14 protein-coding genes are annotated in these 22002 nt (G+C 42.2%); 7 read left to right on the forward strand and 7 right to left on the reverse strand.

Annotated elements, in window-relative coordinates; translation table 11 throughout:
* Window positions 1-49: 49 nt before the first annotated feature.
* Window positions 50-2287: a T9SS type A sorting domain-containing protein gene (locus FO442_RS04870; protein WP_144332032.1), complete on the reverse strand. Its 2238-nt coding sequence runs from the start codon at window positions 2285-2287 to the stop codon at window positions 50-52.
* Between the two features lie 212 nt (window positions 2288-2499).
* Here FO442_RS04870 and FO442_RS04875 point away from each other — a divergent pair, with 212 nt between their 5' ends.
* The 5 genes from FO442_RS04875 (at window position 2500) to FO442_RS04895 (ending at window position 9572) form a co-directional block, all read left to right on the forward strand.
* On the forward strand, window positions 2500-3831 hold the full coding sequence (locus FO442_RS04875; RefSeq protein WP_144332033.1) for a DEAD/DEAH box helicase: 1332 nt from the start codon (window positions 2500-2502) through the stop codon (window positions 3829-3831).
* A gap of 211 nt (window positions 3832-4042) precedes the next feature.
* Window positions 4043-5659: a sensor histidine kinase gene (locus FO442_RS04880; protein ID WP_144332034.1), complete on the forward strand. Its 1617-nt coding sequence runs from the start codon at window positions 4043-4045 to the stop codon at window positions 5657-5659.
* Window positions 5660-5661: 2 nt separating this feature from the next.
* The gene (locus FO442_RS04885; RefSeq protein WP_144332035.1) at window positions 5662-6354 is read left to right on the forward strand and encodes a response regulator transcription factor; all 693 of its coding nucleotides are present in this window, start codon (window positions 5662-5664) and stop codon (window positions 6352-6354) included.
* 51 nt (window positions 6355-6405) lie between these two features.
* The gene (locus tag FO442_RS04890) at window positions 6406-8043 is read left to right on the forward strand and encodes an OmpA family protein (RefSeq protein WP_144332036.1); all 1638 of its coding nucleotides are present in this window, start codon (window positions 6406-6408) and stop codon (window positions 8041-8043) included.
* A gap of 86 nt (window positions 8044-8129) precedes the next feature.
* Complete coding sequence (locus FO442_RS04895; protein WP_144332037.1) at window positions 8130-9572, forward strand: aldehyde dehydrogenase; 1443 nt, start codon at window positions 8130-8132, stop codon at window positions 9570-9572.
* A gap of 48 nt (window positions 9573-9620) precedes the next feature.
* On the opposite strand, the gene FO442_RS04900 is transcribed toward FO442_RS04895, so the two are convergent.
* The 6 genes from FO442_RS04900 to FO442_RS04925 all read right to left on the reverse strand — a co-directional run bounded on the left by FO442_RS04900 (window position 9621) and on the right by FO442_RS04925 (window position 16107).
* Window positions 9621-10967 carry a hypothetical protein gene (locus FO442_RS04900; protein ID WP_144332038.1) on the reverse strand — a complete coding sequence of 449 codons (1347 nt, stop codon included), beginning with the start codon at window positions 10965-10967 and terminating at the stop codon, window positions 9621-9623.
* A 1-nt stretch (window position 10968) separates the two neighbouring features.
* Complete coding sequence (locus FO442_RS04905; RefSeq protein ID WP_144332039.1) at window positions 10969-12864, reverse strand: hypothetical protein; 1896 nt, start codon at window positions 12862-12864, stop codon at window positions 10969-10971.
* A gap of 133 nt (window positions 12865-12997) precedes the next feature.
* Window positions 12998-13657: a hypothetical protein gene (locus tag FO442_RS04910; protein WP_144332040.1), complete on the reverse strand. Its 660-nt coding sequence runs from the start codon at window positions 13655-13657 to the stop codon at window positions 12998-13000.
* A 69-nt stretch (window positions 13658-13726) separates the two neighbouring features.
* Window positions 13727-14620, reverse strand: coding sequence for a S66 peptidase family protein (locus FO442_RS04915; RefSeq protein WP_144332041.1), 894 nt, complete (start codon window positions 14618-14620; stop codon window positions 13727-13729).
* 99 nt (window positions 14621-14719) lie between these two features.
* Window positions 14720-15583 carry an anti-sigma factor gene (locus FO442_RS04920; RefSeq protein ID WP_144332042.1) on the reverse strand — a complete coding sequence of 288 codons (864 nt, stop codon included), beginning with the start codon at window positions 15581-15583 and terminating at the stop codon, window positions 14720-14722.
* On the reverse strand, window positions 15553-16107 hold the full coding sequence (locus tag FO442_RS04925; protein WP_222101972.1) for an RNA polymerase sigma factor: 555 nt from the start codon (window positions 16105-16107) through the stop codon (window positions 15553-15555). The genes FO442_RS04920 and FO442_RS04925 overlap by 31 nt, the downstream gene beginning before the upstream one ends.
* Before the next feature lie 174 nt (window positions 16108-16281).
* Here FO442_RS04925 and ileS point away from each other — a divergent pair, with 174 nt between their 5' ends.
* Together ileS and FO442_RS04935 are read left to right on the forward strand one after the other, a co-directional pair.
* Complete coding sequence (ileS, locus tag FO442_RS04930; protein WP_144332044.1) at window positions 16282-19809, forward strand: isoleucine--tRNA ligase; 3528 nt, start codon at window positions 16282-16284, stop codon at window positions 19807-19809.
* Between the two features lie 156 nt (window positions 19810-19965).
* Complete coding sequence (locus FO442_RS04935; RefSeq protein ID WP_144332045.1) at window positions 19966-21996, forward strand: site-specific recombinase; 2031 nt, start codon at window positions 19966-19968, stop codon at window positions 21994-21996.
* Window positions 21997-22002: the final 6 nt, after the last annotated feature.

Genomic DNA, 22002 nt, shown 5'->3' on the forward strand with positions numbered 1-22002 from the left:
AGTGACCCCGGTTTTCGACATTGAATGTCAGGAACCGGGGTTTTTAATTTTATTCCACGACCAATTTCTCTTCCAGGGAGAAATTTCCCTTCTGAACCCGTACGATGTAAGTCCCTTTCTGAAGGGCTAACTTATTAAATGGAACTGAATGATTGCCTTTTTCCAAAGAATGCACCTGCATAGATTCCATTTTTCCTTCAACGGATAAGAGTGAGAGCACATAATCTCCGCTTTCCGGAACAGTGAAACGAAGTGTAAAGCTCCCTTTCGATGGATTCGGTGAAATAGCGATTACTTTGGAAGAGGTCTTTTTCTCAATAGACCGGATATCCGATAACTTCATTTGTGCATTGATATCCACTGTCGCCAATTGGTAATAGTTAATTCCTTCCAGTGGTTCTCTGTCAAAAAACGAATAAGCTTGTGCATGTTCAGAATCTCCCTGGCTTGAAACCTGGCCGATCTCCTCAAATTTCAGATCGTTTCCTGCTCGCAGGATTACAAAATGATCGTTCTCTTTCTCAAAGCTTGTTGACCAGTTAATGGCTACATCATCCCCCGAATTGGCTACTTCGAATGAACTTAAATTGATTGCCAAAGGGCAGGTTATCGTAAACGTTGCAGTTCTCACGGTTCCGCATGCATCAGTTACCTGACACGTATAAGTAGTGGGGCCGTTCGGAACAGTCAGCGTGCTTGATGTTGCACCGGTACTCCAGGAATAGGTATATCCCGGAACTCCGTATTGTGCCGCCGGATTTAAAAGCGTAGTTCCGGATGCGCAAGTCGGAGCCGCATACGTTGCGGAACCATTTCCGGTTGCGGTATTTGCCAGTGTTTCTGCGTTTCTTCCCTGAACGGTGATACTCCATTGACGCAAAGAATTGCAATAGGAATTTGCGTAAAGACACAAGTCGTATCCATAAAAGTTGGTACAGTATGTCCGTCTGCTGTTAATGGTGAATGACAGGTTTTGATTGCTGCATGAAGGAGTGTAGCATTGAGCGAGGGTTTGTGTCCCGGAGGAAGCAAAAGGAAGCGTCGGATTCCAGGTTCCGTAACTGTTACATCCTGCACAGGTCCAGATCGTGGAAGGTGCACCTGCGGGTGAAATTCCTCCGCAGGAAGAAGTGATCCAGACTTCTGCTTCTGACCGGTAGCAATCAATGTAGAAGCCGTAATCCAGCAAATCATCTGCGCAGAAATCCGTATAAATGTTCCAGAATGCGGAAACGTCCCAGGGGGTTGTTCCTCCCGGAAAAGTCACATTGAGCGTATTGGCGCAGGAAAGAGGTGTAAGACGTGATCCATGTACATTCAAAGCAGAAGCAATTGGTCCGACAGCTGTTACCAGCGGGTCAACCGTAATCGGATAGATTTTTGCCGGATCGTTTAATTGAGCGGAATCGCATAAAATTTCCAAATTGTTTCCGTTTAACGTATACGGATTGATCCAGGAATGTTTGTTTTCAGAAGCATCGTGACAGCGTGCGCGGTCGAATTTGATTTCAGCTTCTCCGGTATAAATATTTTCAAAAATGACCGGTCCGTTCTGAACGGTTTCATTCGTGTATATAAAACCGTTTAAGTGAGCCGGAATTGTTAATTGATCTACAAAAATTAACTTTTTTACATGTAAATTCTCCCGGATGATGAAATCCGATTCGATGCTTCCCTGGGCAAATTGGATTTTAAAATCGATTCCGGGAAAAATATCCGTGATGTAAGCACCTTCATTTCCAATTGCGACCTGTGACCAATTCGCCTGATGAACCGTCATGGAATTATCCTGGTGAACGACTTTCAGGGAATAATGATTGAATTGGAATTCAGTTCCTCCCAGTTGAATTGCCGTCCGTTTGTTCCCCACATCCAATTTTGTTGGACAGGGTTGAACACCTGATTGGTAAACCTGGGAAGAAACAGGATGAAGTGTGGGATCTATTGCACGCCAAATCCCGTTTTGAAAGAGATTAATTGCATTGCTTGATTTTTGTATGTAGAAAAATGTCGGATCATTCAGATCCACATAATACCTGGAATCATAGGTCCTTTTACTGATGTCCTCCACTACCTGTTTTCCAAAGGGAGCATCGAAAGTCAACTGGCCGAAATCCGGATGGGAATAGACGGATTCCGGGTTGTATTTCTTCCCGATTTCCTGGGAATAAGCACGTGGATTGATAAAATCAATATCCGGAGACATGGGATCAAAAACATGAATTTGTGCGTGGGATGACAGAAATAAAATCCCACTAAAAATTACGCAAAGAGTATTTTTAGCCATTGTAGTAGTGTTTCTTGTAATCTAGTTCAAAGATTTACAAGGAGTTAGCCAGACAAATTTATTTATTTTTTTTAATTGAATTTGTTAAATTGTTGAGTTAAATACAATTGATATGTCATTGAATTTCAATTGAAATGACATACTTTTTAGAAAGTGTCAGGCTTTTCCGGTGCACAAAATTGGATTGATTACCTTTGTAAAAAATTTCCCGCATGACATTCCATGACCTGAATATCAAGAAACCGATTTTAACGGCTCTGGATGAGCTTGAATATACTACTCCGACTACGATTCAGTCGTCCGGATTTTCAGTGATGATGTCCGGTAAGGATGTGATCGGGCTGGCGCAAACCGGAACAGGAAAAACATTGGCTTATTTGCTTCCTTTGCTCTCTTTATGGAAATTTTCAAAAGAACCGCATCCACAAATTTTGATCATTGTTCCTACCAGGGAACTGGTTGTTCAGGTAGTCCGTGAAATTGAAAAACTGACTCCGTATATGAACGTGGTTACCGGAGGGGTTTACGGAGGTGCGAATATCAATACCCAGGCAGCAATGGTTTTGCAGGGACTGGATGTATTGGTTGGAACTCCGGGCCGGATCTTTGACCTGACAGCAAACGGCTCATTGCAATTAAAACATGCCAAAAAGGTAGTGATTGATGAAGTAGACGAAACATTGAATTTGGGGTTCAGACCGCAATTGATGCGTATTTTCGACCTTCTTCCTGAAAAAAGACAGAATTTATTGTTTTCCGCTACTCTTTCAGAGGAAGTGGAGACTTTCCTGGAGACCTATTTTGATAACCCGGTTAAGATAGAAGCTGCACGGGCGGGCACTCCGCTTGAGAAGATCAAACAAGAGGCTATTGCTGTTCCGAATTTTACTTCAAAAGTGAATCTGTTGAAACACCTGCTTCAGGAAAATGCGGATATGACGAAAGTACTTGTTTTTGTATCGTCACGGGTCTTGGCTGAAAAGCTGTTTGATGAACTGGAACCGATTTTCAATGTAGAATTGGGAATTATTCATTCACAGAAGGCCCAGAATTTCCGGTTCAATGCGGTAAACCATTTTCAGAACGGAATTTATAAAGTGCTGATTGCAACAGATTTGATCGCGCGTGGTATTGACGTAACAGATGTAACGCATGTTTTCAACTTTGATATTCCGGATAACCAGGAGAATTATATTCACCGGATCGGTAGAACGGGCCGTCAGGACAAAGAGGGTCATGCCATTAGTTTTGTGACGGAAAGAGATAGGGATTTCTTTGCTCAGATCGAAGAATTTATGAATAAGAAAGTACCTGTTCAAGACTTTCCGGACCAGGTGGAACTTTCAGAATTGGTCCTGGATTTTGAGAAACCCCAGGTGGCGATGAAAAACACTCTGGTCAAATTGCCTCCAAAAGATCAGGCAGGCCCTGCATTTCACGAAAAGAAAGCTAAGAACAAAAAGGTAAACGTTCGCTACAATCATAAGAAAGCCATGCAGGAAAAGTATGGAAAACCTAAAAAGAAGGGAAATAAGAAAAAGTGAAAGGTTTGATAATCAATCAAACCGTTGAGGAGCTCGGCAAAGGGAATATAATTTTTCAAATACAAGTGTTAGTTAGCGCGGTTCAGCAAAGAGAAATCAGACTGCTGACTCTAGCGAACCGTTGCTTTTCAACCTTCATACCCGATTTTAATCTGCCAAAAAACGTTAAGCGAATCGTTAATTTTAACATTTCACCTACATTCGTTATTCTATGATTAAGATTCGGATCAATCTCGTTATTACAGCCGTGTGGATTGCCATGCTGGCACTTCTATTGATTCAAATCTTCCAGACACTCCAGTTGTATGATCGAAAATCGGATGATTTTAAAAGCAAGATCAACACCGCGCTTGAACGGATTGCGATCCGTTACGAAAAAGCTGAGGATGTGCGCAGGTATTCAAACCTGATGAACAAAGACGTTTCGGGACAGTACAAAGATGTGCTGAAGGAGGAGTTTCAGAATTTATTTGAAGTAAAAGAATCCATTTCGATCCGTGATACGGTCCTTTCCGTGAAGGGGAAACTGGAGAATTACCTGATTGTAACCGGAAATAGTTACGATTCAATCTCGGGATTGTACTCAAAGCAGGAAGTACTTGCCAGGGATGTCAGACAGATCCACGAATTATTTGATGGCGGTGCGATGAGCTTATTGCATAAAGATTCGGTGCGAGCTGCCTATCACCTGGATCAGAGAGTCATGCACAAGATTGTCAAAAAAGCGAAGTATATCAATGAATTGATGGTGGAAACGTTCCGCGACAATATGTACCTCGATCCGGAAAGAAGAATCAATTTGAAAATCCTTGATTCCATTATTCGGAAAGAGTTGGTTGCGGATAAATTGCCGGATGATTTCAAATTTGTGATTGTAGAAGAAAACAATGAACCGGTAAAGTTCAAACAAAGTGTAATCAGCTACGACACCAAACTGGATACGGTAAAAACGCAGGTTACAACCTTATTCCCGAATAAAATTTTGGAGGATAAGCTTCTGTTGTATCTGAATTTTCCGAACAGTAAGTTCTTCGTATTGCAATCGATGGGAAGTTTGCTGATTGTGAGCTTGGTGCTTGCAGTTTTGATTATTATTACGATTTCGTATATGTTCCGTACCATCTTGACCCAGAAGAAGTTGTTTGAAATAAAGAATGACTTCATATCCAATATGACGCACGAGTTTAAAACGCCCATTTCTACCATTTCATTGGCTTGTGAAGCCATGCACGATCCTGCAATGATGGGCGGGCAAACGGAAAATGCAGCGCCATTCGTTAAAATGATCCAGGAGGAAAACAAACGGTTGGGAGTTCTGGTGGAATCCATTTTGCAAAGCGCGGTAATTGACCGGGGAGAATTGAAGGTTAAAATGGAGCAGGTGCCCGTTGTTGAAGTGATTCAATCTGTTGCCAAAACCGCGTCTTTCCGAATTGCAGGTCTGGACGGGGAATTAATCCTTCAAATGCCTAAAGAAGAGGTCTTCATTGAAGCTGACAGGATGCATTTCACCAACATGGTAAATAACTTAGTTGATAATGCAATTAAATACAGTAAGGACAAGATCCACGTCACGGTAAAACTGGAAGTTTTCGCGGATCGCCTGGAATTGTCAGTGATTGATAAAGGAATTGGAATAAAACGTGAACATATCTCGAAAATATTTGATAAATTGTACCGTGTTCCGACCGGAAACGTTCATAATGTAAAAGGTTTTGGTTTGGGGTTAAGTTACGTGAAGGCTCTTTCCGACATGTTCGGGTGGAGTGTAAACGTGACGAGTCAGGTTGGAGAAGGTTCAGAATTTCGTGTAACAATAAAAAGGTAATTATGGCTAAGCAAAAATCAATTTTATTAGCAGAGGATGACGACAATTTAGGTCAATTGTTGCAGACGTTTCTAAAAGCGAAGGGTTATCAGGTAGAACTTGCCCGAAATGGAAAGCATGCATATGAAAAATACACAGACGGACATTTCGATTTCTGTATTTTTGATGTGATGATGCCTGAAATGGATGGTTTTACGCTTGCGAAAGAAGTGCGCCTGATCGATCCTAAAATTCCCATTCTTTTTCTCACTGCGAAGGCAATGAAAGAAGATAAGCTGGAAGGTTTTGAAAGTGGCGCGGATGATTATATGACAAAACCCTTCACTATGGAGGAGTTATTGGCTCGGATTGAGGCGATTTTGAGACGAACAGGCGGTTCCGACAACGAAGAAAGTGAAATGCAGCAAATAGGAACAATCCAGTATGAACCTGTTTCACGAATCCTTCATTTAAAAGAGGAAGATAAAAAACTTACCACCAAAGAAGGGCAATTGCTTCATTTATTATGCAAAAACCGAAACGAAGTTCTGGACAGACAGGCAGCTTTGCGGGCAATTTGGGGAGATGATAATTATTTCAACGGTCGTTCTATGGACGTATACATTGCAAAATTGCGAAAACTGCTGAAAGAAGATGAACGCATTGAGATTTTGAACATCCATGGAAAAGGATTTAAATTAATCGTACACGAATAATCCGGGAATTAAGCGATTGCTTAATTCGGGATAAAAACTATATTCGCTCCTGTGATACGGAAAAGAAATCAGAAGACTCGTCTGCCATGGTGGATGGGTCTCTTTTCATTTAGCTTAAAAACCAGCCTGTTATGCATAATTTTTGTATGTAGTAAACAGTTCGTATCGGCTCAGGAAATCTTTTCCATTTATTATCCGAGCGGCGATTCCAAATTACTGGATGACAATAAACAGGAGATCAATAAATATATTTTCTCGCATGATCTCAGGAAAATTGACAGTTTGCAGGTTATAGGATATGCAGATTCTACCGGGAAGAAAAAATTGAATTTAAAACTTTCCAGGAAACGTGCCGAAAAGGTGAAGAACTACCTGATTGGGATTCTTCCTGCGAAAACGCCCGTAACCAGTTTGGCGCGGGGGGAAGAAAATGCCTTGCGAAACCCTAACGAAAATCACCGGAGGGTGGAGATCCATCTGTTTTATGGTGGAAAAAGACTCGCAGAAGACACCACGGAGCTTTATGAGTATTTCGGAAACACCAAAACCTGTTTTGTTCTTTCGGATTCCGTAATGAAGAATTGTAACATTATCCGTTTCAATGACGGAAGGACCAATCAGGTAATCCTGGAAATGGAACCCCATTTGTTTTCCAATAAACAGGTTTATTATACGCTTACCAAAGGCTCGCAATACGCCAAGATCATCAAATGGAAGCTGGAAATGAGTGGAGAAGGTTGGTGGCGTCATGAACGATACCGGGCACGCATAAAAGCAGCCGATTTTGAATCGTATGGGGTTTTGACCAAAAAAGAGGTCCGGGCAGATAACAATGAGTGCATGGTGTGTGATAAAGATATGAGCACCCCACTGAAACTGAAGTCGGAACTCTTGCCGGAAGTATACATTATGCAGCATGTGCAGTTGAGAAAGAAAATACCGGAAGGCGAATACCTGCTTATTGTACCGCAGGATTATGTTTCTCCGGCAAGATCTTATTATTTCGATAAAAATTACGATCAACCGGTCGAGTGGCATACGAAGATCGGTATGAGGAACAGGCCTTATTATTTTGCCGTTGTTCCGTCTGCCTATTTGAAGAATAAAGAATGGAGTATTTATTCCAACCGTTCTATTTGTCTGCCGGCAGGAGATTCACTTCAAATCGCTTATCCGTTGGATACGTTGAATCCACACCAGTGTTTACCCGAATCGAGAGGCGGATTGAATGCGCTGGAGTATGGTTTGGAGGCAACTTTCTGGAATTATGACTTTCGGGCAGCAGCCATTTCAGCATATGCGCAATATACAGGTACACGCTTTGAGTATAGCTTGAACGCAGGTGTAGACCTCAAGGCACGAATTCAGGTGATGGTAAAAACGGATTATTTGATTTTCTCGTTCGATCCCTACAAGCAGCCGTTCATTGGGAATGCGAACCGTTCCATGATTCACGATTTTCACCCCACATTGGCAGCATATGCAGGCAGTAACCTGACTTTCCTCAATGACCGTTTACAGGCAGGATTGGTCCATGCCCTGTATATCGGTGCAGCTTATAAAAACAATCCGTTCTCATTTGCATTGGATCGTTTCTATACCAATGTGGGAATTTCTACGAATTACCTGAATGCGGGGGGGCTGAATTTCTCCTTGTACCTGCAAGTCGGCGTGAAATTTAAAATCTAGTAGGGCGAAAATTTTTCACCCCACCAGATGGACCAATTCGGAATTCGTAAATACTGTCGTATCTTTGTCAGTGAAAAAATAAAACTATGATACGTATTCAGAACTTTATCAACGGAGAATTGCTGGCACCTGTTAAAGGTCAATACCTGGACAATTACGAACCGGCAACCGGTAAAGTTTACGGTGAGATTCCGAATTCGACAGAAGAAGATGTGGAATTGGCCGTTGCAGCTGCTGAAAAAGCATTCCCGATCTGGTCAAATATGACCAATGAAGAACGTGGAGCGATTATGATGCGGATCAGTTTGGGGATCGAAAAACGCATGGATGAATTCGTGGCTGCAGAATCCCGCGATAACGGGAAACCGCTTTCGCTCGCTGCACATGTAGATATTCCACGCGCTGTTTCAAACTTTCATTTTTTCGCCACGGCAGTGGAACATTTTGCTTCCGAATCGCATTACATGGAAGGAATGGGAATCAACTACACTACCCGCAAACCCATTGGTGTGGTAGGGTGTATTTCTCCGTGGAACCTTCCTTTGTACTTGTTTTCCTGGAAAATTGCTCCGGCTCTGGCTTCCGGGAATTGCGTCGTTGCAAAACCGTCTGAAATTACCCCTCATACCGCTTATTTATTGAGTGAAGTGGTGAAAGAAAGCGGAATGCCTGCAGGTGTACTGAATATTGTACACGGTTTGGGGCAGTTTGCTGGAGATGCGATAGTCAAGCACCCGAAAATTAAGGCCATTTCATTTACCGGCGGGACAAAAACGGGCGAATACATCGCACGAACCGCAGGACCGATGTTCAAAAAATTATCGTTGGAATTGGGAGGTAAAAATCCCAATATCATTTTCGCAGATTGTGATTTTGATGAGATGATCAAAACAACGGTTCGTTCTTCCTTTGCAAACCAGGGTCAGATTTGTCTGTGTGGCTCTCGTATTTTCATAGAACGAAGCATTTACGACAAATTCAAAGCGGCTTTTATTGCCCGTGTGGAGCAATTAACCGTTTCTTTTCCGTCCGATCCGAATGCGAAAATGGGGGCTGTTGTTTCCAAACCGCATATGGAGAAAGTGCTTTCTTATATCGAATTGGCAAAAGAAGAAGGCGGAACCATTCTGACTGGTGGTCATCGCGTGATATTGGACGTTCCTTATGACGAGGGCTATTACATTGCTCCGACTGTGATTGAAGGACTTTCATACGATTGCCGAACGAACCAGGAAGAAATTTTTGGTCCGGTTGTCACCTTAACGCCATTCGATACCGAAGAAGAAGTGCTTATGATGGCCAACAGCACGCAGTATGGACTCAGTGCAACTATTTGGACATCCGACTTGAAAAGAGCGCACAGGACGGCAGATAAGGTACAGGCCGGGATCGTTTGGATCAATTCCTGGCTGGTTCGCGATTTAAGAACACCATTCGGAGGAGTGAAAGCATCCGGAGTGGGAAGAGAAGGCGGATGGGAAGCATTGCGGTTCTTTACCGAAGCGAAAAATGTATTTATTCCGTATTAATGCAAAATATAGGTTGTTTTAAATAATTGATTACAACGGAATTGCTGATTATCTCCTAAGTTTACCTCTTTTCAATAAACTTGCTACCTCGAATTCCAAAGATCCGTAAACCTCCTTTTTCTTAAGAGAATCGATGCGAAACAGCATGTCTGTTCCCCGGTAATTCCACAAGCCGTTGCATGAGGAAGCAGTCATTAGTTTTGGTGATTTTCCCGCGGTATAAGCACTAATGCTCTTTGGAAGGATATTGAGGGTAAGGGGAGGAGAAAATAAAAAGTAATAATGTTTTCCCTGTTTGGTCACTATTCCTTTTGTGAAAAGGGCAGAAACTAATTTTTGACTATGTTCATTCACGGAGAATACCAATGAATAACCCGGAACGGCTACCTTGTTTATTTTCCGGACCGGGACCGGGTTGAATTCTTCGTCGTAACCTATTTCGACCACTTCTTCATTGATAAATTGTGTTCCCCCCTCCTGGAAAGACAAATCACCCTCCCATGCATCAAAAAATGCTGTTGTCGGGAAGCTTACTTTTTTACCTAATCCGACAATCCATTTGTACAAAGGACTATTCGGATCTTTTTTAAATTCGGAGATATCCAAATGGATATCCAATGCTTTGGTGGAATGTTTGCTTCGTTCAAAACTCACCCCTGCTCCCTTCTCTTTTATTTTGATCGGTTTGTTTGAATGCAGGTATGTCTTTAATTTAATATTTAGTGAATCGCTGTCGTGTGCACAAAGCATGTAATCGATACCGAATTTTTTCAACCTTGGAGAGCGTGAGTAAATAACAATATCTTCTTCCTTAAAGATCGGGGTTTTGAGGAATTTCTCCCACGAATTTTCTATATCGCCCTCATGAGCAAAAATAGCCTTTCCCAACCTTCGTTTCATTTTTGACCCCTTATAAACCAGCAGGTAATTTTTATCATAGAAGATATAGAGTCCCAAATCGTTGATTTTCTTTACTTTCCGATTGTATATGATCGTGTCGGAAACATGAATGTATTGTTCCAACCGGTTCAGTCCGTTCTGAATTTTCGAGCTGTCGATTACCGTAACAAATGTTCCCCATTCATCTTTTCCGTCAGAGAAAAAATAACCGGTACTTTGAATGTCGATTCCGATGCCTTTTGCCTGCCCCAATAGGAAATCATATGTCATGTATTCCCGGAAAGGGATTTTGTTCTTAAACATCAGGGAATTCGTTTCCCGGGCAATGTTGAGCAGGTTGTACCTTCCGATAATTTCGCTTTCAGGTAAACGGTCCAGAAGACTCGGGGGCGGATCAGGGGCAAACAAACGCGGACGGATATAAAGAAATAAAGCCAATGCTGCGCATAGCAATGCGATTAACATAACCTTATTTCCGACTCCTTCTGCTTTCATCTTAACGTTTCGTTGAGACCAGGTAAGCGGTATTCACTAAATCCAATAAGTATTTCCCTGAATTGTCAAATGTGCCGTCGAAACTGTAAGTTAAATTATAGGTTGTTTTTTGACGGGTTGTTTTCGAAGAAATTACTTCAATTTCTCCGTTTTTGCCTTTCATTGATGCCAATACATTAAAACGGTGATCGTTTAAGATTGATTCCGGTAAACGATTGATCATATCTCCCAAATTCATATAGGCATAAATCGATCCGCTTTTGGCTGCATTTTTCGCTTGTTTTCCGGTAATCGCATCGACTCCATACCCGTTGGAATGGTTCTTTGCCAAATCTTCGTCATTGGTAAAAATGAATAAGCCGTTTTTGTTGATCATGTACAACGGAACGGAGTTCAGGATAGCTTCTTCGTATACCCAATAATCTCCCATGTTCTTGAATTGAGAGGTGATGCGGGCCATGTGTTTCAGGATTTTATTCGGAATGTCCGGCCGGCCGGTCGTAAATCCTAAGGTGAAGATCGGCATGTCTTCTTCCGCCTCAATTTCTTTTTCGCCGTATTCAAATGTTTCTTCATCGTAGAAGAATTCGATCCGCTTTGTTTTCACGCGCTTGATCCCGTTGAAGGTACCGAACATGCTTCCTTTGTATGTATTGAAAACCTCGTCCGTATTGATGAAATCATTCAATAATTCAATGGTCAGTACATTTGCCGAGATGCGAGGGTTTTTCTCTTCACTCAGGATCGGCATGATCACTTCGTATGCTTTTTCATATCCCTTTTTCAGATCGATTTTATACGTGAAAAAACCGGTATTGTTCTTTGGAATGTACTTCAATACATTTTTATCGAATTTGGCACTGTTCAGTTCTTCGTAAATGCTTCCAAGACCATCACCATAAGATGCCTCCACTTTCAAATCAATCGATTTCTGGTTCAAAACGATATCACCCAACATGACATTTCCGGTGTATAGTTCATTCAAATCGTGATACAATTCCGGGAACATGGCCTGCAAGTAGAACAAGCTGTTTGTGTTTTTAAAATTGCGGCTGTTGTCCAGATAAAAAATACCGTCGGAAGGATGTGTCAATTGCGCTGCCAAACGTGCATCCTTTGCTCTCAGGTTGATCTTTTGCGAGAAAAGTTCTTCTGTTATCAGGAGCAGGCGTTTACGAGAATACTCCGATTCGATACTGTCTCGCAATTCGTAATAATTTTTGAACAGATCACTTGTTTCGTCCACTGCAACCGGTGTTTCATCCACTTCTTCTTCGATGATTTCCACTTCATCCCCGTCTTCATTTAAGGTCGGATCATCGTCGGTCAATTCTTCTTCATCGTACGTGTCCATTCCTTCCTCATCGTAGTACTCGTCTTCTGCCCATGGAAGTTCAAACCCTCTGGAAACCCAGATCGAATCGGTAATTTCAGTCAGTTTGTCCTGGTCTGTGTCTACTCGAATCAGTAACCCGACATTTCCCTGGATCATCAAATGATTAAAGTAGTTGTTGTAGTATTCCGTTCCTTCAACCAGGCTTTCTTTGCGGTCAAAATCGTCAAAAACGTTAAACAGTTTTTCTTTATCCGAGATTCCGAATGTGAACCCCGAAATTTCAAATTCGGGATTTTTACCGTAGAAAATATTCATCTTCTGATTGAAATCAATCCCTGCATCCTTGAGCGTTTTCCCCTGGGTGGAACCGTCAAAAAGTTCGGACTGTAGTTCGGTCATAAAATCATAGGAAACCAATTCATCCATAGATACTTTCTGAAGAATGGAAATATTATTCAGGCTAAAGACAGTAACAGCATCTTTAGGGATAATATCTTCTGATTTTTGTCCCCATGAGATTGCTCCCAAAAGGGTGATTGGAATTAAGATTTTAATTTTCATAAATGAATGAATGAACGGATTCTACACGAAAGTAAAATCATTTTTTGAATTGAAAGAGCTATTTGGATTATCAACCGCTATTTGGTTGATAACTTGTGTTAAAATAAGGGCTTTTTTATACAATCTGCCGAAACTAGTTTGAAACGACGAAGCTGCTTTTCAGAATGGAAGGATTTGTTCCTACGGAATAGGTATTCGATTCTATCAAACCGGCAACTTTGGTAGGAGAGATCTTTGCCTGGGCATTGTCACATTTCACAATCGGCTTGTCGAAACGGGAAACACAGGTGTACTTTCCTTTCTTCAGTTTTTCCTGGTCTTCCGCCTTCATTTTCTGGATCATCGTTTGGAAATTCGGAACCACACGGGTCAGGGTTTTTCCGTCCCAACTCAACCAGTTTTCATCGAGTGCCGGGTCATCTTTTTCCTTGATCTCTTCCCTGATGATTTCACGAATACCGTTTTGAAGTGCTGCAACAGATTCGAAATCGAGGGTGATCTTAAAAATAAAATCGGTGTAATCGGATTCGACCTTTACATTTGAAATTCCTTCTTTTTCTTCCAGTTTATTGCGGTAATATTCAATTTTCTCCTTGATTTCGGAAATTTTCGGAATTCGTTTTCCGTCTACACTGTCCAACGCGAGGATTGAATTGATCTTCACCTTGCTCGCACTCATGTTTACGGTATATTTATAAGTACCCGTCCCATTCGTGTGAAGCGTAATATCATCCCAGATATCTACACAGGAAGAAAGGGTAAGAATTAGAAAACCAATTAGAAAAAAACGCATAAGTCAACTTTCAGGTACAAAAATACGGAACAGGACGAAGCAAAAACAGTACCAACTAAGAAATATTTCCTATTGGACGAAAGAAATGTGGTTTTCCGTAACGGTCAATGTGGCTTTCCTCCCGCAGATAAATGCCCTGTTATCAGCAATGTGGCCCACCGGTGCATCAAAAGCAACAGGGAATGAGCAGTATTTCGTATGTTCACGGATCAGTTCTTCTACGGTCCATTCGGTTGGGGTTGCAGTATCTTTCAGGTCAGTCATTCCACCGACAATTAATCCCGAAATGCGGTCAAATACGCCTGCAAACCGGAAGGCGCAGAGCATCCGGTCCAAATGGTAGAATTGTTCACCGACATCTTCAATGAACAAGATGGCATGTTCATAATTCGGAGAGTAAGGTGTTCCGAGCAGGGAATACAGGATGGATAAATTCCCGCCGACAACCATTCCGTTTGCGATACCTGGTTTATTCGCTGCATCAGTTGACCAGGTGTATTCATTTGCTTTTCCTTGCAGAATGTTTAGCATGGATTCCAGGGATTCGGGAGTATTTTCCTGAAAATTTAAGGGCATACTGGTGTGAGCGCTTTCAATACCCAGTTTCAAAGCTAGGCAATGAAAATTGGTGATGTCGGAAAAGCCGAGGATCCATTTAGGCTCACGCAGTAAGTTGGCCCAATTTACGAGGTCGAACAGGCGAATCGCGCCATAGCCGCCCCGGTTGCAAATAATGGCTTTCACTTCCGGATGATCAATTGCCCATTGGAGATCGCTTGCACGTTCCATATCTGTTCCCGAAAAATAACGGTATTCGTTTGCCGAATGCGGACCAATAAGTACGTGGAATCCTTGTTTTTCAAGGTAATCCTTAGCAAATTCAATGTGTGAAGATTCTATTGCTTTAGCAGGAGAAACCAATGCAACCGTATCGCCGGGAACCAATTTTGGAGGACAAATCATGGAATAAAAGTAATTCAAAAATTATGACCCCGAAAACTATCTGAAAAGAGTAGGGGCGAAAATTTTTCGCCCCTACTGTTTTTTTATGTACTAAATCAATTAGCTATTGATTGGCCCCATTACCACCATTTTCTCCATGGTAGGTGTCGGACTTCCTCCCATTTTTTCCAAGGTAATTGCAAAAGCAGTAATGTTTTGTGCATTTACATCAAACGGATCGGTCATCTGCTCTACTTCATCGTAATTGAAAAGACCGACCGAAACGGGTTTTCCATCTGCGATAACCCATAGCTGGTATTGCATATTCGCAGGTGGCGGAGTGATTTTTTCGGCATGCATCACCGCTTTTTTCATGTCTTTGCTCCACATCACTTTTACGGCAGCTTCAGGTTCCATTGGGGTTCCTTTTAGCATAACCGTGCGCATGCTTTGTTCGGCTAAGACTTCCTGTACGGTTTGCAAATGATCTTTTTCAATAATCATGGCCTGGAGGATCTGATCGTTTTTCAATTGGTCCTTTTCCATGGACGCCATCATCGTGTCCAGTCGTTTTACTTCGCGATTGGAAATAAACCAAAGTGCCCCGATTCCGATGGTAAGTAACAAAGAGGCAGCTGCCATCATTTTCCACATCGGATTGACTCCTTTAATTTCAGGAGAGGTATTTAAAGTAACAATTTTTGCTTCCTGTTTTTTCTCAGGGGCTTTTTCCTGTGGAGTTTCCGCAATGGTTTTTAACAGGGATGAACGGATGGAAGGGTCCGGCGCCTGTGCATTTTCAAGCATCATTTCTTCACAGCGCTTTTGCACGCGGATAAACTCAGCCTGAATCTCCGGGTAAATTTTAGACAAACACGCTACTTCCTGCTCTTCCTGTGGGGAGGCAAGACCGAGCGTTACCGACTCTAAAATTCCTGATGCTATGTATTCATTTATATCCACAATATCAATAATGTAAACCATTTACGCAACTCCATTACGGCCATGCGCGAACGGGTTTTCACAGTACCGAGGGGAAGGTCCAACTCATCTGCTACTTCTTGTTGCGTATACCCTTTGAAGTATAAGTATTCTATCATTGTCTGTTGTTCAGCAGGCAGGCGTTCTACCAATTGTCTTAACCCAATGGCACTTACATTCTGTTGAACTGTTACAGAACTATTTACGACAGTCTCCAGGGTTTGGATTTCAGACTTTGCTTCTTTTTTTAATTTCCTCAATGCATCAATTGATGTATTTCGGGCAATATTGAGCATCCATGTGAAAAAACTGCCTTTGGTATCATCGTATAACAGGATATTTTTCCAGACTTTGATAAAGGTGTCCTGAAGCACATCCTGTGCAATCGCTTCGTCTGTAATAAAGCGATTGATCACACCGTTTATTGCTCCGCAATAACGATCATAGACTTCTCCGAAAGCAGATTGGTCTCCCGCTTTGACTTTCTGAACCAAGTCATTAATCTCTATACTATTCAATGAATCCAACAGAGCGAATTTAATGAATTAAATGAATTCAAAATCGAAAATGTGAAATTATGAAAGGAACGGGGTTTTGAATTTTGGATTTTTCATTTTGAATAATGCCTTTAGGCTGTCGATCCTTTTTATTAAATTTGTAGTCTTTTTTCAGGGAACCAAAATTATTTAATACACAGACGAATGAGTCGTAAATACGAAGAATATCAGGGATTGAATTTGCCGAACGTTGCACAATCTGTTCTTGAAAAGTGGAAAAATGAACGCGTTTTTGAAGCTTCTGTCTCAACACGGGAAGGAGCAGAGCCGTTTGTTTTTTTTGAAGGGCCTCCATCAGCAAATGGATTGCCGGGGATTCACCACGTTATGGCTCGTTCGATTAAAGATATTTTTTGTCGTTACCAAACGCTGAAAGGAAAGCAGGTAAAGCGTAAAGCCGGATGGGATACGCATGGTTTACCCGTAGAACTGGGTGTAGAAAAGGAATTGGGGATTACCAAAGAAGATATTGGTAAAAAAATCTCCGTGGATGATTACAATAAAGCGTGTCGGGAAGCAGTCATGCGTTATACCGATATCTGGAATAAATTAACGGAAGAAATGGGGTATTGGGTGGATATGGAAAATCCCTATATCACGTACGACCCGAAATACATGGAATCTGTCTGGTGGTTGCTGGGACAGTTGTATGAAAAGAATTTACTGTATAAGGGATATACTATTCAACCGTATTCTCCGATGGCCGGGACCGGACTTTCATCTCATGAACTGAACCAGCCTGGTTGTTACCGCGATGTGAAGGACACAACGGTTGTTGCGCAGTTTAAGGTGAAAGAAGATCAGATATTGCCTGCCACCCTCCTCAATCCTCCCTCAAGGGAGGAGGCAATTTCCAATTCTCCCCTTGAGGGGAGACAGAGAGGGGTGGAAACGTTTTTCCTTGCCTGGACCACCACACCATGGACCTTGTCTTCCAATACCGCATTATGCGTCGGGCCGAATATTGAATATGTATTGGTCTCAACATTTAATCCGTATACCTACGAAGCGATTCAGGTTATTTTAGCGAAGGATTTGCTTTCCACTCATTTCGGAAAAGGATTTACGGCTGTTGAAAAAGCTAGCGAGTTGAGTGAGTATGAACCGGGAGCAAAACAAATTCCGTTTGCTGTTCTTGGTTCCTGCAAAGGTTCCGACTTGGTCGGAATGCGTTACGAGCAACTCTTACCGGGAGGATTGCCTTATGAACATGCAGATCAGGCGTTTCGTGTAATTTCGGGAGATTTTGTAACGACTTCGGATGGTACGGGAATCGTGCATATTGCGCCTACTTTTGGTGCGGATGATGCGCGAGTAGCTGCCGAATCGGGTGTTCCTGCTATGTTGGTTTTGGATGAGAAAGGGGTTCCTGTTCCATTGGTGGATTTGCGCGGTCGTTTCCGTCCGGAAGTGACGGATCCGCTTTTCGGATTGGGAGGCGAATATGTGAAAGCGGATTACCTGACGGATGAAGAAACAGAAACGGAATTCCATAAGCAACGGGAAGGATTGAAATCGGTGATTCCGGATTTGAAGGCATACATGTCCGTGGATGAACGCATCGCTTTGAAACTGAAAATTGAGAATAAAGCATTCAAAATCGAAAAATACGAACACAGTTACCCGCATTGCTGGAGAACCGATAAATCCGTATTGTATTACCCGTTGGATTCCTGGTTCATCAAAGTAACCAATGTGAAAGAGCGTATGATCGAACTGAATAATACGATCAACTGGAAACCCGCTTCAACGGGAAGCGGGCGTTTCGGGGAATGGCTGAAGAATGCAAACGACTGGAATTTATCGCGCTCCCGTTATTGGGGAATTCCGATTCCGATTTGGTCTACTGAAGATGGGGATGAGCGCTTGTGTATTTCCTCGGTCGAACAACTGAAAGCGGAATGCGACAAAGCTGTTTCGGCCGGTTTGATGAGCAAGAATCCTTTGGAAAGATTTGAACCGAATAACTTCTCGAAAGAAAACTATTCCCAGGTCGATTTGCATAAGAATTACGTAGATGAGATTGTGTTGGTTTCTCCTTTGGGTAAGCCGATGAAACGCGAAAGCGATTTGATCGATGTTTGGTTTGATTCGGGCGCTATGCCGTATGCTCAATGGCATTATCCGTTCGAGAACAAAGAATTAATCGACAACCACCGTTCGTACCCTGCAGATTTCATTGCGGAAGGAGTGGACCAGACACGCGGTTGGTTTTACACGCTTCATGCCATTGCAACGATGTGTTTTGATTCGGTTGCGTATAAAAATGTGGTGTCGAATGGATTGGTCTTGGATAAAAACGGTCAAAAAATGTCCAAACGGTTGGGCAATGCAGTTGATCCGTTTGAAACACTGGCAAAATACGGTCCGGATGCGACGCGCTGGTACATGATCACGAATGCACAGCCATGGGATAACCTGAAGTTTGATACGGACGGGATTACAGAAGTGCAGCGCAAGTTTTTCGGAACACTTTACAATACCTATTCGTTCTTTGCGCTTTATGCAAATATTGACGGGTTTAATTATTCGGAAGCGGAAATTGCGTTGAATGAACGACCGGAAATCGATCGCTGGATCTTATCCAAATTGAATTCCCTGATCGCTCAGGTCGATGAAGCTTATGCTACTTTCGAACCCACAAAAGCAGGACGGCTGATTCAGGACTTTGTGACGGACCAGTTATCTAACTGGTATGTACGTTTGTGTCGCAGACGTTTCTGGAAAGGAGATTACGAGGCAGATAAAATTTCTGCTTACCAAACCTTATATACCTGTTTAGAGTCCGTTGCGATCATGGGATCACCGATTGCGCCGTTTTACCTGGACCAGTTATTTTCTGATCTGAATGCAATTTCAGGACGTCATCCGGTAAATTCCGTTCATTTGGCATTCTTCCCGAAATCAAATCCGGATCTGATTGATTCGGAACTGGAGGACCAAATGGAAATCGCTCAGAATGTTTCTTCTTTGGTACTTGCTTTGCGTGCAAAAGAGAAAATCCGCGTGCGCCAACCGCTTCAAAAGATCATGGTACCGGTTTTAGATAACCATTTCGCTGCGAATATTGAGCATGTCAAGGAATTGATCTTGTCGGAAGTGAATGTAAAAGAATTGGAATTGCTGGACCATGAGAATAATGTATTTGTAAAATCGATCAAACCGAATTTCAAGACAATCGGTCCGAAATACGGAAAACAAATGAAAGCAATTGCCGCAATGACCGCACAAATGGATCAGCATGCGATTGCAGAAGTAGAAACAAACAAAGGCTGGACAGGAGTTATTGACGGAGATGAGGTTGTGCTTGACATGAACGATTTCGAGATCCGGGCAGAAGATATTCCCGGATGGTTGGTTGCATCTGAAAACGGGCTGACAGTTGCTTTGGATTCGACCATCACAGAATCCCTGCGAATGGAAGGTGTGGCCAGAGAATTGGTCAATCGTATTCAGAACCTGCGTAAAGATTCAGGCTTGGAAGTAACGGACAAGATCCGATTGACCTTGAAATCTTCCGAGTTCATCCAATTGGCTGCCGAGGCAAATAAACAGTTTATCTGCGATGAGGTATTGGCGACCGATTTGAAGATTACAACTGAACATTTCGAAGGCCTTTCAACAGACATTGAAGACGATGCGGATACCTTGATCCGTGTAGATAAGATATAAAAAGTACCAATACGAATGTGGCGGAATTTGCTGTTTCAGAAAGCCTGAAAAGTGCCGGAGAAGTCCGGCATTTTTTATTTTACCGTTTATTTTCCGCTTATTCGATCTTTTCTAGGTTACTCTTCTTAATTTTATGGAAAAGTGAGACCAGACAAGATGCAATTATTCAGGCGCAGCAGGAAAAAAGAATTGGATGAGTTGTTTGATGAATTTTACAATCAGGCAGACTACACCTCAAACAACCTGGAATTCTTGGTTGAACTCGTGGCATATTTCCGTCCTGAAAAAATAGAAAAGGACAAACCTGTAAGCATCCGGCCGCTTTTGGATTACCTGAATGAACATGCCGTAAGGCGTTATGCTATGGCGGTGTATCTGCGGAATGTTTTTCAAAATCGCAAATTTACATCCATTTTAACGGATTCAGGAATTATCCGTGATGCTTATTTTCTGCGTGAAGTGAGAGAAAGGATTGCATCAAAGATCTTACCGGAACAGCCGGAACCAGATACTCTGCAGTTTTTATTAAACCAGGTTTTTTATAGACAAAAGGACTTTGAATGGGTGCAGGAAATTGCATTGACCGAAATTAACGAATTAATTGTTTTACTTGATTTAGGTACAATCTACGATGTGGAAGAGCAAACAAAGAGTTCTGCCGTTACGGAGATTATCAGCGGAATCAGTTTACTTATTCAGCGGATCAGCGGGAGAGCTTTGGAACAGGATGTGTTAATCATGATCCCGGAATACGAGGATGTGCAAAGTCCTTTCGAATCATTTGAAAAGAAGCTAGATCTCATTATTTCGAAAATTGCACGTCAGCCTCATTTTTCCGTTTCGGCGGCAGATCCTGATTTCCAGGATTTGGTTCAATTGCTCCGGGCTTGCCATCAGATCATTAATACGGCCTTTGACAACAGCGCTAAGTTTGGTATTTCCATTCGTGTAAATCAAAGTTTATTGCGGATTCGCCAGCAATTATTCCGCATAGAAGCACTTTTACCTTTACTGGCAACTGATTCGGAAGAAGATGAGCGGGATAATTCCATTTATTTGGTTATTAAGCTGATCAAGTACAATTGCAGGAAGAATAACATTCGCCGTCTAATGCAGGACAGCACACAAACAATTGCTTACGAAGTAACACAGCATACGGCAAAGACGGGTGAGCATTACATTACCGAATCGAAAAAGGAGTATGTGCAAATGCTCTTGACTGCAATGGGAGGAGGATTGATCGTAGGATTTTTATGTTTGTTCAAAGTGGTTTTGAGTCAGGCCCACGTAAGTGATTTCGGCCACGCGCTTTTATACAGCTTGAATTATTCCTTTGGATTTATTCTGATTTACTTGTGGGGATTTACACTGGCAACCAAGCAACCGGCTATGACAGCTGCAACGATAGTGAAATCGATAGAGAATGGGTTGTCCAATTCTGTGAAGGATGCGGACAGGTACCGCTCTTTTGCGGTGTTATTTTCGCATTTGTTCCGTTCCCAATTTATTGCCTTCGCAGGAAATGTGTTCGTTGCATTTCCGGTCGCATTGTTGCTTATCTGGTCTTTACAGGGACTCGCGGGGTTTCATATTGTTGATGAACATAAAAGTGAGGTGTTGATGAAAGATTTGAATCCTCTTGCATCCTGGGCGATTCTGCATGCGGCCATTGCAGGAGTTTTCCTGTTTTTGTCCGGAATTATTTCGGGATCAATTTCCAATAAGATCAAACATAAAAAGGTCTATAACCGAATCAAAGAACATCCTGTTTTGAAGATTTCTCTGGGTAAAGAAAATGCTAAACGGTTTGCAGAATGGATTGAAGCGAAGTGGGCTGGTGTCGCATCGAATTTTTGGTTTGGAGTATTCTTGGGTTCTACGGCATCCATCGGGATTTTTCTTGGCCTGAACCTGGATATCCGTCACATTACGTTTGCAGCGGGAAATATGGCCCTGGGATTATTTGGCGGTCAGTTTGAAACCGGATGGTATTCAATCGTTATGGCAATCCTGGGAATCGGGATCATCGGATTTGTCAATTTCATCGTCAGTTTTGCACTTTCACTTTGGTTGGCCCTTCGTTCACGGGATATTCCGATTTCCGAACTGAAGTATTTATTTCAATCCGTCTGGTTGTATTTTAAGTATAAACCATTGGCATTTTTCTTTCCCTTAAAGGATTCCTGACAACAT

Source organism: Fluviicola chungangensis, assembly GCF_007558725.1.
GTDB lineage: Bacteria > Bacteroidota > Bacteroidia > Flavobacteriales_D > Crocinitomicaceae > Fluviicola > Fluviicola chungangensis.

Excerpts from the sequence above, each read along its gene's own strand:
- FO442_RS04885 (WP_144332035.1), top strand. The coding sequence starts at position 5,662 with ATGGCTAAGCAAAAATCAATTTTATTAGCAGAGGATGACGACAATTTA.
- FO442_RS04895 (WP_144332037.1), top strand. The coding sequence starts at position 8,130 with ATGATACGTATTCAGAACTTTATCAACGGAGAATTGCTGGCACCTGTT.
- ileS (WP_144332044.1), top strand. The coding sequence starts at position 16,282 with ATGAGTCGTAAATACGAAGAATATCAGGGATTGAATTTGCCGAACGTT.
- FO442_RS04905 (WP_144332039.1), bottom strand. The coding sequence starts at position 12,864 with ATGAAAATTAAAATCTTAATTCCAATCACCCTTTTGGGAGCAATCTCA.
- FO442_RS04875 (WP_144332033.1), top strand. The coding sequence starts at position 2,500 with ATGACATTCCATGACCTGAATATCAAGAAACCGATTTTAACGGCTCTG.
- FO442_RS04935 (WP_144332045.1), top strand. The coding sequence starts at position 19,966 with ATGCAATTATTCAGGCGCAGCAGGAAAAAAGAATTGGATGAGTTGTTT.
- FO442_RS04920 (WP_144332042.1), bottom strand. The coding sequence starts at position 15,583 with ATGGTTTACATTATTGATATTGTGGATATAAATGAATACATAGCATCA.
- FO442_RS04915 (WP_144332041.1), bottom strand. The coding sequence starts at position 14,620 with ATGATTTGTCCTCCAAAATTGGTTCCCGGCGATACGGTTGCATTGGTT.
- FO442_RS04910 (WP_144332040.1), bottom strand. The coding sequence starts at position 13,657 with ATGCGTTTTTTTCTAATTGGTTTTCTAATTCTTACCCTTTCTTCCTGT.
- FO442_RS04880 (WP_144332034.1), top strand. The coding sequence starts at position 4,043 with ATGATTAAGATTCGGATCAATCTCGTTATTACAGCCGTGTGGATTGCC.
- FO442_RS04900 (WP_144332038.1), bottom strand. The coding sequence starts at position 10,967 with ATGAAAGCAGAAGGAGTCGGAAATAAGGTTATGTTAATCGCATTGCTA.
- FO442_RS04870 (WP_144332032.1), bottom strand. The coding sequence starts at position 2,287 with ATGGCTAAAAATACTCTTTGCGTAATTTTTAGTGGGATTTTATTTCTG.